The sequence below is a fragment of the Pseudomonas sp. HMWF021 genome, assembly GCF_003061005.1.
In the GTDB taxonomy this organism is placed as follows: domain Bacteria; phylum Pseudomonadota; class Gammaproteobacteria; order Pseudomonadales; family Pseudomonadaceae; genus Aquipseudomonas.
In genome coordinates, this window is the sequence record NZ_QAIK01000145.1 from 27008 (window position 1) to 39476 (window position 12469).

Here is a 12469-nt window from a genome sequence, read left to right on the forward strand (position 1 = left end):
GCAGCGCATCGCTCGCGCCAAGCTGCTGATCCGCCACACCGACCTGAGTCTGACGCAGATCAGCCTGGAGTGCGGCTTCTGCGACCAGGCGCATTTCTGTCACATGTTCACCCGCAGCGAAGGGATCAACCCGTTCGCCTGGCGCTGTCAGGTCATGCGCGAGCCGAAGGAACGTACGATGCGGCCCACAACCTTGTGAGCTGCGCAGCGAAGCCACCCATTGCACTGACGCTCAAACCTGAGGAACATGCCTCGATCCCCTGCCATGGAAGGGTTGCATTACCGCGCCCGCTTCATGTGTCAGGATCGCCGCATCAGCGCAGGAGTGAGCTGTTGAGTCTTTCACCGAATCAGGCCATTGGCTTCGGCCCTTATCGGATCTATACCGGGCAGCGGTTGGTCATGGAGGGCGAGCAGCCGTTGCGTCTGGGGCGGCGTGCCATGGACATTCTGCTGATTCTGCTGGCTCACGCCGGCGAAGTGGTGAGCAAACAGCAATTGATGGCAGCGGTGTGGCCGGACAGCGTCGTCGAAGACATCAATTTGCGGGTACACATGGCGGCGCTGCGCAAGGCGCTGGGCGACGGTCAGGCCGGGCAGCGCTACATCGTCACCGTGGCCCAGCGTGGTTACAGTTTTGTGGCACCGCTTCAGGTGCAGAGCAACGAGAAACGGCCTGCCGCACAGGCGCCCGCGCGGCACAACCTGCCTGTGCGGCGCACGCGGATGATCGGCCGCCAGGCGCTGGTCGACAACTTGATGCAGCAGTTGCCGCGCCAGCGTTGCATCACTCTGGTCGGCCCCGGCGGCATCGGCAAAACGACTGTGGCGCTGCGCGTCGCCGAACAACTGATCGGGCGCTACCGCGACGGCATTCGCCTGCTGGATCTGGCGCCGCTGAACGATCCCGGATCGATTTTTTCACACCTGGCCACCCTGCTCGATCTGGCATCGCCTGACGGTGATCCTTTGTCTTGTGTGGTCAATGGTCTGCACGAAAGGCAGATGTTGCTGGTGCTCGACAACTGCGAGCACTTGATCGATGCGGTGGCGCTGCTCAGCGAAAGTATCCTGCGCGGCGCGCCGCAGGTTCACATTCTGGCCACCAGCCGTGAAAGCCTGCGCGCCGAGGGCGAGTTTGTGCAGCGCCTGGAGTCGCTGGACTGCCCGCCTGCAACGCTGGTCTGCGACCGGGTCCAGGCCTTGGGTTTCCCGGCCTTGCAACTGTTCGTCGAGCGCGTGATGAGCGCCTGTGAACACTTTGAATTGAGCGATGCCGAGCTGCCGCTGGCCAGCGAAATCTGCCGTCGGCTGGACGGTATTCCACTGGCGCTGGAACTGGCAGCGGCGCAGGTTTCCAGCCTGGGTCTGAGTGCGTTATTGCAGCAATGGCAAGGCGCCCTGCATCCGCTTGCGTCCGGCAATTGCGAAGGTCATGCCCGGCACCAGACACTGCGAGCCACGCTGGACTGGAGCTTCAATCTGCTCACCCCCTGCGAGCAAACCTGCCTGCGCCGCCTCGGCGTATTTCGCGGCAGCTTTAATCTGGATTCCGCCGCTGCGGTCATCGTCGGCGAACATATAGAACCTGGCGAGGTGCTCGCCTCAGTCACACAACTGGTGGCCAAATCGCTGCTCAATGTCGAGGTCGGCGATGAAGAGGTGTTTTATCGTCTGCTCGACACCACTCGGCACTACGCCCTGGAAAAGCTCGAGCATGGCGGCGAACTTGAGGCCACTCGCCAACGCCACGCGCAACGGTGTCTGGTGCTGATGCAACAGGCGCACAGCCAGTGGGAAACAACGCCGACCACGCAATGGATCGAGCGCTACGCCCGGGGTATCGAGGATCTGCGCGCAGCGGTTGACTGGAGTTTGAACGGTGCGGGGTCCAGGGCGTTGGGAGTGCGTCTGACGGCGACTTCGGCGGCGTTATGGCAGGAACTGTCGCTGCTCAAGGAATACGGCGGGTATGTGCGCCAGGCGCTGGCCGTACTCGAAGCGGGAGCGCAACCCTGTCCCCAACTGGAAATAACCCTGCGCCTGGCACTCGGCAGCGCCTGCTATCACACCTGGGGTGGCACGCCCGAAACCATTGCCGCGTTCACCCGTGCGCAGGTACTGGCGCAGCAACATGGCGATGTCGCCGGACAGCTGCGCGCGGTGTCGGGGCACCTGGCAGTCAATCTCAGTTGCGGTCATTACCAGGCTGCGCTGGCGCAGAGCAAACAGTTCGACCGGCTCGGCGCGCATGGCGATCCCTTACTGGCGCTGAGCACCCACCGTTTGCGTGTGCTGGCGCTGCACTTTGCCGGCAATCAGCCACAGGCTCGCATCAGCGCCGAGCAAGTGATCCAGCGCATGGCTCACAGCGGCCATCGCAACCGCTTCACCCATGGCTTCGGCGTGCAATATGACCAGAGCGTCGCCTCGTTGACCATCCTGGCGCGCGTGCTGTGGCTGCAAGGTTTCGCCGATCAGGCGTGGCACACCGCGCGACAGGCGCTGGACATTGCGCTGCAGATCAACCACGGCACCTCGATCTGCTACACCCTGGCGCTGGCCAGTTGCTTGATCGCCCATTACAACGGCGACCGAAAGAACGCTCGCGCGCTGTTGCAACTGTTGTTGGAGCAGGCACAGAAGCATTCGGTGCTGCTGTTCCATACGTGGGCGCGGCACTATGCACAGGTCATCGAGGTCGGCGAAAAGCGGCCGGTGGTGGCAGCGGACAGTGGGCTGGTCAGGGAACTGATGGTCACGCTCGACAGCCGCTTTATCGATGACGCCTTGCTTGAGCGCGCGCAGAGCGGCGCAGCGGGCTGGAGCACTGCAGAAATTCTGCGGGCGCAGGCCGAGCGGTTGCTGAGCGAAGCGCACGGTTGCCCTGAAGGACACACTCGCGATCAGGCTCGCTGCGACACTGAACAGCAAGCCGAGAACATCCTGCAGCAAGCTATTGGTATTGCCCGAGATCAAGGCGCCCTTGCCTGGGAGTTGCGCAGCGCGACCACGCTGGCCCGGCTATGGCAGCAGCAATCGCGCTATCACGAGGCGTTGGCGTTGCTCGCGCCGATTCACCAGCGATTCACCGAGGGCTACGCCACGCCGGACCTGCACAAAGTGCGGCTAATGCTCGAACAATTGCGCCGTCATGTGCAGATCTGACACTGATCGTTTGCAGGCGTTGTAAAGGGCATGACGATGCACGATGTCATCGAGATCGCCACTGTGTTCCCACTGCTCACGGGCGTAATAGCGGGTGGTATTGAGCATCCGGTAACGCAACGGATCAGCGCCCCGCTCTACCGTCAGCAAGGACTTGGCTGCGAGCCCCTCGATGATCGCCACCACGGTTGGCGGCGACATGTACTGGCAGTGGATGACGGTCAGTGCAACCTCGAGGGTGAAGCTCGTCCTGAACACCGACAGCCGTTGCAGAATCCGCTGCTCGCTCGCGCTCAAGCGTTGATAACTCCAGTCCAGCGCCGCGCCCATGGAGCGATGACGCGCCACGGCCCTGCGCCGCCCGTGACCGAGCCAGTGCAGGCCGTTATCGAGTTGCGCCTGCAAACCGACCAGGGCCAGCGCATCGATCTGCGCTGCCGCCAGTTCTATCGCCAGGGGCAAGCCGTCAAGCCGCCGGCAAATCTCACGCACAAACGGCAGATCCTGCATACGCAAACGGAAATCGTGCTGGCGCGCACGGGCCCGGCTAACCAGCAACTGCACCGCCGAATAACCCATGACCTCCTCGACACTGTGCAGCGCCGAAGCCTTGGGGATCGTCAGGGGCGCGAGCTGCTGCACGGACTCGAGGCTGACCTGTAACGGCTCGCGACTGGTGACCAGCAATGTCAGGCGGGGAGCCGCCTCGAGCAATCGTTCGGCCAGCGCGCGGCAGGTATCGCGTCGATGTTCGCAGTTGTCCAGCACCAGCAAGGCATGCCAGGTCGTCAGCGTTTCGAATGGAGTGCCAAGATGCTGCAGCAGGTGATCGAGCAACGGCGTTGCATCGTCGATGGCCGACAGGTCGAACTGCCAAATGCCGTCGCGATAATGCTGCAGCAGCAATTCCGCCACACGCAGGGCCACTGTTGACTTGCCGACGCCGGCCGGCCCGGTCACGGTCATCAGCCGGCACAAGGGCATTTTCCGCACGAGGCTGCCCACCAGTGAGTCGCGGCCGGTGACCGGAGTCAAGCGCCCGGGCAAGTTGTGTTGAGGCGCTTGCAGGGTTTCGAAGACCACTTGGGCAACGCTGTCGGTATGTACCGGGGCGATGAAGCAATAACCGCATTGCGGCACGTTGACGATATAGCGCTGGCCATTTTCGCCATCGCCCAGTGTCCGACGCAGCGCCGCGATATGCACCCGCAGGTTGATCTCCTCGACCACCGACGTCGGCCAGACCCTGGCGATCAACTTTTCCTTGCTCACCACCCGGCCGGCATGCTCGACCAGCACCTGCAGGATATCCAGCGCCCGGCCGCCCATGCGCAGCTGCCGATCCCCGTCGAGAATCAGGCGTTGGCGCAAATGAAACGCGAACGGACCGAAATACAGCACCGACGCGCCATTCAGATCATTTTGGCTATACATGCCTTTCACACACCGCCACACCGTGAACTTCATGCCCACAGCATTGCGTGCCTCTCCCTTCCAAGCGTTGTATTCATCTTGGCAGGCATGAATGGCGATACAACACTTGCACAGGACCCAGCACGGACATCCGTGTGCGCAAAACGGACACAACCGCTCTAGCTGAACTGTTCACGGTACTGTGCCGGGGTCAGGCCGAGTTTTTGCGCGAACAAAATCCGCATATGACGCACGCTGCCAAACCCGCTTTTGTAAGCCACGGTCTTGAGCGGCAGTTCAGTGGTTTCCAGCAGATTACGTGCCTGATCAACCCGCGCACGCTGCAGGAACTCCATGGGCGTCATGTTCACCTCACGCAGGAACACACGGGCAAAATGCCGCGCGCTCATGTTCGCCAGAGCGGCCATGTCCTGGACGGTAAACGCTTGGTCCAGATGCTCCAGCACGAAATTCTGCACCCGGGTGATCGGGGTTTCATGGGGCGCCACTGCCGCCATCAGAGGACTGAACTGCGCCTGCCCACCCTGGCGTTTCATCACCACCAACAACACTTTCGCCACGTCCTGGGCAACTTTTTTACCGTGATCCTGAGCCACCACCGCCAACGCCAGATCGATGCCGGCAGTCACCCCGCCGGAAGTGATCAGGTTGCGGTCTTCGGTGTAAATCCGGTCAGATTCCACCTGCGCCAAAGGGAAAGCCCTGATCAAGCGCTCAAGGTAGTTCCAGTGCGTGGTGACCCGGTAGCCATCGAGCAAGCCGGCATGGCCGAGAACGAATGCGCCGGTGCAGATCGAACCGTAGCGTTCGGCGCGGCGAACAGCATCCTGCAACCAGGTCAGCAATGGTGGGTGCTTTTCGTTGTAGGCGCCCGGCCCGCCCGGCACCAGCAACAGATCGTAATCCGGGGAAGATTCATCAATGTGACGATCCGGCAGCACCCGCACGCCATTGGAGGCCAGTAATGGGCCGTGCTCGGTACCGACGGTGATCAACTGATAATGGTCGTCCGGTTTCAGGTAGCGATTGGCAACCGAAAACACCTCCATAGGTCCGGCCATGTCGAGCAGAAGAAAGTCGGGAAACAGCACCATTGCCACGGTTTTCATGGGTAAACAACTTCACTGAAAATAAGAAGAGAACAGACTGACGCTGCATTATGGCCAAGTACGTTTTACACGGCGGAAAAGAAACCGTGATCGGCTGCGCAAAACTGTCAACCTGAACCGGACAGTGTTTCAATATTCACCTACTTATTGCACCGAGGAGTTAACAGTAACCTTCTCCTCACTCGGACGAATCAACGTCCTGAAAGGAGATTCGATCATGCTGACTCTGCGCAAAGCTTCCGACCGTGGACTCGCCAATCATGGCTGGCTGAAATCTTTCCACACCTTTTCCTTCGCCAGCTACCGCGACCCGCGTGAACAAGGGTTCTCCGACCTGCTGGTAATCAATGATGACCGCGTCGCCGCCGGCAAGGGTTTCGGCCAGCACCCGCACCGCGACATGGAAATTTTTTCCTATGTGCTCGAAGGCGCACTGGAACACAAAGACACTTTGGGCACCGGTTCGGTGATCCGTCCAGGCGACGTGCAATTGATGAGTGCCGGTAATGGCGTGGCTCATAGCGAGTTCAACCACTCGGCGAGCCAACCGGTGCACTTCCTGCAGATCTGGATCGTGCCTCAAGTCAGCGGCGCCAAACCACGTTATCAGCAAGAGCATTTCAGCCCCGAGAAAAAACGCGGTCGCTTGCAACTGATCATTTCACCAGACGGCCGTGATGGCTCGCTGAAAGTTCTGCAGGACGCGCGAGTGTTTGCCGGACTGTTCGACGGCAATGAAAGTACGACGCTGGAGTTACCGGCCAATCGTTATGCTTATGTGCATGTCGCCCGCGGAAGCGTCGTACTCAACGGAGTGCAATTGCAGGAAGGGGATGGCGTGCGGGTTCGCGAAGAACAGGCCCTGACCTTGAGCAACGGTGTGGATGCCGAAGTGCTGGTGTTCGATCTGCGGCCGCAGGAGTTGCCGCAAATGCCGTAAAGCGGTGTTTCAATGCCCACAAAAACGGCCTTCATTGAAGGCCGTTTTTATTCGATCGGTATTGGCGATGGCAATGCGGCAGGTTTTGGTACATGGATGTCCTTGCCTGCCTGAACTGCGGCTAGGGTGGTTTGAATGGCTACGTACATGTTGGCCTGATTGGCGTAATAAGCCCCTACCACGATGGCGACGACTCCAATGAGCTGGACAGCCGTCGCAGCCCAGACATTGGCCTTCACGGTTGCCCCCTGTCTCGCCGCTTCCTGCGCGCCCTCGGCAATCTTGCGCATCTCTTGCGTAATCAGGTCGTAGCGTTTGTCTCGTTCGGCCTGGGTTTTGTCTCGTTCGGCTTGGGTGTTGTCTCGTTCGGCCCGGGTGTTGTCGCGTTCGATCTGGATTTTGTCTCGTTCTGCCTGTGCGGAAAGAAACCCGTCGATTTTTGCCGACACGGCGTCAATACGCGCATCCATCCTTACTTCGATGGTCTCGATCCTGGCGTTGAATTCTTCACGACTGATGGCGTTCATGGCTTGAGCATCTCGACCTTTGTGCGTTGTATCACTGCTCTGATAATGACTGAAATCCCTGGCTTCCAATTCAACACCTTCCTGGGTTACCGATACCTTCCGTGGCATGTCACGTGATTGCAGGCGCTGTGCCTCGCCTTGAGCTGTTCCAACGATAGGCCCTTGCCCTACTGCCCACAAGCCAGCGCATTCTGCTAAGTCCGTAGGCAAATTCGTCAGACAATGTGCGCCAGTCAATCAGGTTCGCTCAGTCATTTTTGCTCCGTTTCGAAGGCCTCGACGATCTGCTCGATCACCGCCCGAACCCGGGCGGTGTGGCGCAGATCTGCGTGGGTGACCAGCCAGACCTCGTAAGTTTGCGGGCGGCTGCGCTCTGGCCAGAGTCGCACCAGACCATCGCGCTCCCCCATAGGCACGGTCATTTCTCCTACACCCAATCCAGCGGCGATGGAGCGACGCAGCAACAGGCTGGAGCCAAGACTGGCGACGATCCGCCCACGACTGATCGGCTCGCCAACCAGGGTCACTTCCTTGTTACCTTGCAAATACGGCTGGTAGACCACCAGGTCATGACCTTCGAATGCACTTCCCTGTTCGGGTACACCTCTGGCGTCGATGTAAGCCTGCGAAGCGAACAGGCCTACCGGCCAGCGCGCCAGTCGCCGGGCAATCAGGTCTGGATTGTCCGGCCGGGCATTGCGTACAGCGATGTCCGCTTCGCGTTTGGCCAGGCTGAGCATTTGTGTCGAGGCATCCAGTTGCACGCGCACGTCCGGGTGTTGTTCATGCAGGCGGGCGATGGCCGGAATCAGGAAATCAATCGCCAGCGAATCGGTAGTGCTGACGCGCACAGTGCCTGTCAGTCGATCGTCCAGGCCCTGAATACGGCGCTCCAGCTCGAGCGCTGAATGTTCCATTTTTTCCACCGCCTGGAGCGCCGCCTCACCAAGCGCGGTAACTGCGTACCCGTCGGAAGTACGCAGAAACAGGGTTGCGTTCAAGGACTTCTCCAGCGCCGTGACCCGCCGTCCGACGGTTGCCTGATCGACACCCAGTACCCGAGCCGCGCCGCGCAATGTCGATTCGCGGCAAACAGCCAAAAACACGCGCGCATCATCCCAATTCATCTCGTCCTCTCCTGATGCAATTTCGCATCATGGCGTCGCCAAATCGCTGCACTGATGCAGCGACGGTAATCGATATGCTGAGCGCCATAAACCCCCGTGCAGGATTTGGCGCCATGCGTACCCCCTGACCGAACTTCGCCCGCCACTGTGCGAACCAGGACCGGGAGGCTGCTGACCTGTCCTGTCGCTCAACGTTGCCGGGCTAATTGACGGGAATCATTCCACCCTTGTAACGCTCCCAATTATTCAGTCCCTAGTCAGGAGGAAACCTCATGAACCTGCCAGAAGAAATGACCCGAATCGAAATCACCGAACCCGGCGCCCCTGAAGTTCTGCAACCCAAGCGAGTAGCGCTTCCGGTCGCTGCCGAGGGCGAAGTGCTGATACGCGTACATGCCGCCGGTATTAACCGGCCGGATGCCTTGCAGCGTGCAGGAAAATACCCGATGAGACCGGGCATGAATCCGATCCCGGGTCTGGAAATTGCCGGTGAGGTGGTGGCGCTCGGCGCTGGTGTTGATCAGTTTGTCGTGGGTGAAAAGGTCTGTGCGTTGACCAACGGCGGCGGCTATGCCGAATACTGCGCCGTCCCGGCCGGGCAGACTTTGCCGATTCCCCAAGGGCTGGACTGGGTGCAGGCTGCCGCCATACCCGAAACCTTCTTCACCGTGTGGGCCAATCTGTTCGGCCTTGGCGGTGCCCGTCGAGGTCATCGCGTGTTGATCCATGGTGGCACCAGCGGCATCGGCACCACCGCTTTGATGCTCTGTCGCGAATTCGGCATCGAGACTTTCGCCACCGCCGGCAGCGCAGACAAGTGCGCAGTCATCGCTGAACTGGGCGGTCAGCCAATCAACTATCGTGAAGAAGATTTCGCCAAAGTCATCGCTGAAAAAACTGCCGGTCAGGGCGTCAATGCGGTTCTCGACATCATGGGCGCCTCGTATCTCAACGGTAACGTCAGCGCGCTGGCGATGGACGGGCGCCTGGTCATGCTTGGCTTTCTGGGAGGTAGTCGGGCCAACGACGTCGACTTGCTGGCAATTCTCGGCAAGCGCGCAGTTGTCACCGGCTCACTGCTACGCGCGCGCACCAGCGCAGAGAAAGCGGAAATTGCCGAGCAACTGCTTGAGCACGTCTGGCCGGTGTTGGCTGCGGGTCGTTGCCTGCCGATCATCGACAAGGTGTACGCGCTCAACGAGGCTGCTCAGGCCCATGCGTATATGGAAAGTGGCGATCACATTGGCAAGATCGTACTGCGGGTCGCTTGACCCGCAGCATTTTGTAATCTTTGCACGCAGGCGGTGGTCGAAAATGTCACGCGCGGAGCCGGGCATCTGGTAAAAAGCGTTCTTTGTCCCGGCAGTGGTGAAACGTTTAATGTTCCTGTCCTTCATGACCCGACTACGTCGACGCCGTCTGGCGTTCGCCTGCATGGCCGCGCTGATCATTGGCGTGCCAGCGAGTTGCGCCGTGCTGGAACACACCGAGCGTAAACTGCTGTTCCGTATCGAACCGGGGACCGCCGGCTGGTATCACGGTTTGCCGGGCAGTGTGCAGGAACTTGATCTGCAGCCCAAGAGCTTCAAGGCCGGGCAGAACATTCATGCCTGGTGGTGGCCGGCGGAACGGCCGAACGCACCGGCCATCCTGTACTTGCACGGCGTGCGCTGGAATCTGACCGGGCAGTTGTTTCGCATCGAACAACTGCGTGCGGCGGGATATTCGGTACTGGCCATCGATTACCGCGGTTTCGGCCAGAGTCACGGCGACCTGCCGTCGGAAAGCAGCGTTTACGAAGATGCGCGCGTGGCGTGGGATCGCTTCCAGCTGTTGCAGCCCGACCCCGCCAAACGCCTGATTTACGGTCACTCGCTCGGTGGCGCTGTAGCGATCGATCTCGCGGCGGAACTTGGTCAGAAAGCCGCACGTGATCACACCCCTCTGCCGGTGCGCGGGCTGGTCATCGAATCAACGTTCACATCCCTTGCGGATGTTGCCGCAGCGGTGGCGAACACTTCGCTGCCCGTACGCTGGGTGCTGTCGCAGAAATTCGACTCAATCGACAAGATTGCCGACATCCATATGCCGCTGCTGATCGTGCACGGCCTGGCCGATGCTTTTGTTCCGCCGCGTTTCAGCGAGCAATTGTTCAACGCTGCCCGGCAACCGAAACATCTGCTGCTGGTGCCGGGCGCGACCCACAACAACAGCATGGCCCTCGGTGGGCAAAATTATCTGAAGGCGATCAAAGCCTTGATGCAGACCAGATCCCCTGCGCACGTGGCCGGGCCGGCGGTTGTCAGCAGTGCAGGAGACTCCTAGCGATAACCGCGAGCCTGCAAATCGAACAACTTTGCATAGTGTCCGTTTGAGGCGATCAGATCGCTGTGGCCACCCTGCTCCAGAATGCGCCCGCGCTCCAGCACGATGATGTGATCGGCATTGCGCACGCTGGAGAAACGATGGGAGATCAGCAGGGTCATGCGCCCTTCGGCGTGCTGGCTGAAATGCTCGAACACCGCAGCCTCCGCTGCCGGGTCAAGCGCGGAAGTTGGCTCATCGAGAATCAGAATGTCCGCGTCACGGCGCATGTAGGCGCGTGACAAGGCGATTTTCTGCCACTGCCCGCCAGATAACTCCTGGCCGCCCGCAAACCAGCGGCCGAGTTGCGTAGCGTAACCGCGATCAAGCCCCTCAATGAAAGGCGCGGCCATCCCCTCATCGGCCGCCTCTTTCCAGCGCCGCTCATCATTGAACGCCCGGGTATCGCCGACGCCGATGTTTTCCCCGACAGTAAATTGATAGCGGATGTAATCCTGAAAAATCACCCCGATGCGCTGACGCAAAGCGGCTTCCTGCCACTCCTGCAAATCGCTGCCATCGAGAAGAATGCGCCCATGATCGGGCCGATAAAGCCGGGTCAGCAATTTGATCAGCGTGGTCTTGCCCGAGCCGTTTTGTCCGACCAGTGCCAGACTGCGCCCGGGCATCAGATGCAGGTCAATGCCTTCGAGTGCAGCATGGCTGGCACCGGGATAACGGAAGCCGACATTCTGAAAGCGCAAACCATCGCCTGGCTGTTCACCTGCAGTCAGGTGACCGGTGTCCGTGTGCACTGGTTCGGCGAGATACTCGTAAAGGCTCGACAGGTACAACCCGTCCTCATACAAGCCACTGATCGCGCCGAGACTGCTGCTCACTGCGCTTTGCCCTTGCTTGAACAGCACCAGATACATGGTCATCTGGCCAAGGCTGATCTGACCGTGTATGGCGTCAAGCACTACCCAGGCGTAAGCCAGATAGAACGCCGCCGTACCCAATAAACCAAGAACAAATCCCCAACCATCGCGGCGCAGGGTCAAGTCTCGATCCTGTGCGTACAACCGCGCAAAGGTATCGCGGTAACGCTTTAATAACAGAGGGGCGATACCGAACAGCTTGACCTCTTTGATGTAGGCCTCGTGGGATAACAGGGTCTCGATGTAGTTCTGTTGCCGGCTCTCCGGTGCCCGCCGGGTAAACAGGCGAAAAGCGTCGCCGGAAAAATGCGCTTCCGCGAAAAACACCGGCAATGCCCCGACCACCAGCAGCACCAGTGCCCAAGGCGAAAAATGCAGCAGCAATACCCCGAAACTGATCAGCATGATCAGGTTCTGGATCAGCCCCAATGACTTCATCACCAGCCCCAACGGCCGGGTCGAAGCTTCGCGCCGCACGCGCACCAGTTTGTCGTAGAACTCGGAGTTCTCGAACTGCATCAGCGACAGGGTCTGGGCCTTTTCCAGAATGAGCGTGTTGACCTTTTGCCCCAGTTGCACCCGCAACAGTGATTGCTGGACCGACAAGGCTCGCTGCGCGCCGGATAACAGTGCCAGCACCCCCGCCTCCAGCAAGACGTAACGCAACACCGGCCACAACGGTGCACTTCCCTGCTGCGCGTGCAACTGCATGGCGGCTACTACCGCGTCGACAATTCGCTGACCCAGCCACGCGGCCAGTGCCGGAAGCACACCGGCCATCAGGGTCGCCAACACAAGGCCCAGCATTAATCCGCGCGATGTGCCCCATACCAGCAGTAAGGCCTTCTGTGCCTGGTCGAGCAGCGAATTGAAACGGATAAACGTGGGCATTGAATATCAGCCTAAAAGGTACATGACATCA

Annotated in this window: 10 protein-coding genes; 5 read left to right on the forward strand and 5 right to left on the reverse strand. The window is 60.1% G+C overall.

Going from position 1 to position 12469, the window contains the following annotated elements:
* Both DBR18_RS29575 and DBR18_RS20235 read left to right on the forward strand, forming a co-directional pair.
* The coding region (locus DBR18_RS29575; RefSeq protein WP_256588817.1) for a helix-turn-helix domain-containing protein at positions 1-199 on the forward strand (199 nt) is incomplete at its 5' end.
* Between the two features lie 134 nt (positions 200-333).
* Entirely contained in the window at positions 334-3168 is a 2835-nt protein-coding gene (locus DBR18_RS20235) for a winged helix-turn-helix domain-containing protein (RefSeq protein WP_108591642.1), read from the forward strand.
* On the opposite strand, the gene DBR18_RS20240 is transcribed toward DBR18_RS20235, so the two are convergent.
* Both DBR18_RS20240 and DBR18_RS20245 read right to left on the reverse strand, forming a co-directional pair.
* Positions 3130-4602, reverse strand: coding sequence for a winged helix-turn-helix domain-containing protein (locus DBR18_RS20240; protein WP_108591719.1), 1473 nt, complete (start codon positions 4600-4602; stop codon positions 3130-3132). The genes DBR18_RS20235 and DBR18_RS20240 overlap by 39 nt on opposite strands.
* A 158-nt stretch (positions 4603-4760) precedes the next feature.
* On the reverse strand, positions 4761-5711 hold the full coding sequence (locus tag DBR18_RS20245) for a GlxA family transcriptional regulator (RefSeq protein WP_108591643.1): 951 nt from the start codon (positions 5709-5711) through the stop codon (positions 4761-4763).
* Between the two features lie 217 nt (positions 5712-5928).
* Here DBR18_RS20245 and DBR18_RS20250 point away from each other — a divergent pair, with 217 nt between their 5' ends.
* Positions 5929-6651, forward strand: coding sequence for a pirin family protein (locus DBR18_RS20250; RefSeq protein WP_108591644.1), 723 nt, complete (start codon positions 5929-5931; stop codon positions 6649-6651).
* A 47-nt stretch (positions 6652-6698) separates the two neighbouring features.
* On the opposite strand, the gene DBR18_RS20255 is transcribed toward DBR18_RS20250, so the two are convergent.
* On the reverse strand, positions 6699-7178 hold the full coding sequence (locus DBR18_RS20255) for a hypothetical protein (protein ID WP_108591720.1): 480 nt from the start codon (positions 7176-7178) through the stop codon (positions 6699-6701).
* Positions 7179-7429: 251 nt separating this feature from the next.
* Complete coding sequence (locus DBR18_RS20260) at positions 7430-8305, reverse strand: LysR family transcriptional regulator (RefSeq protein ID WP_108591645.1); 876 nt, start codon at positions 8303-8305, stop codon at positions 7430-7432.
* Positions 8306-8577: 272 nt separating this feature from the next.
* Here DBR18_RS20260 and DBR18_RS20265 point away from each other — a divergent pair, with 272 nt between their 5' ends.
* Positions 8578-9576, forward strand: coding sequence for an NAD(P)H-quinone oxidoreductase (locus tag DBR18_RS20265; protein ID WP_108591646.1), 999 nt, complete (start codon positions 8578-8580; stop codon positions 9574-9576).
* Between the two features lie 109 nt (positions 9577-9685).
* The gene (locus DBR18_RS20270; RefSeq protein ID WP_108591647.1) at positions 9686-10630 is read left to right on the forward strand and encodes an alpha/beta hydrolase; all 945 of its coding nucleotides are present in this window, start codon (positions 9686-9688) and stop codon (positions 10628-10630) included.
* Here DBR18_RS20270 and DBR18_RS20275 read toward each other — a convergent pair.
* A complete protein-coding gene (locus DBR18_RS20275; protein ID WP_108591648.1) occupies positions 10627-12438 on the reverse strand; it encodes an ABC transporter ATP-binding protein in 1812 nt (603 codons plus the stop codon). The two genes, DBR18_RS20270 and DBR18_RS20275, sit on opposite strands and share 4 nt — an antisense overlap.
* Positions 12439-12469: the final 31 nt, after the last annotated feature.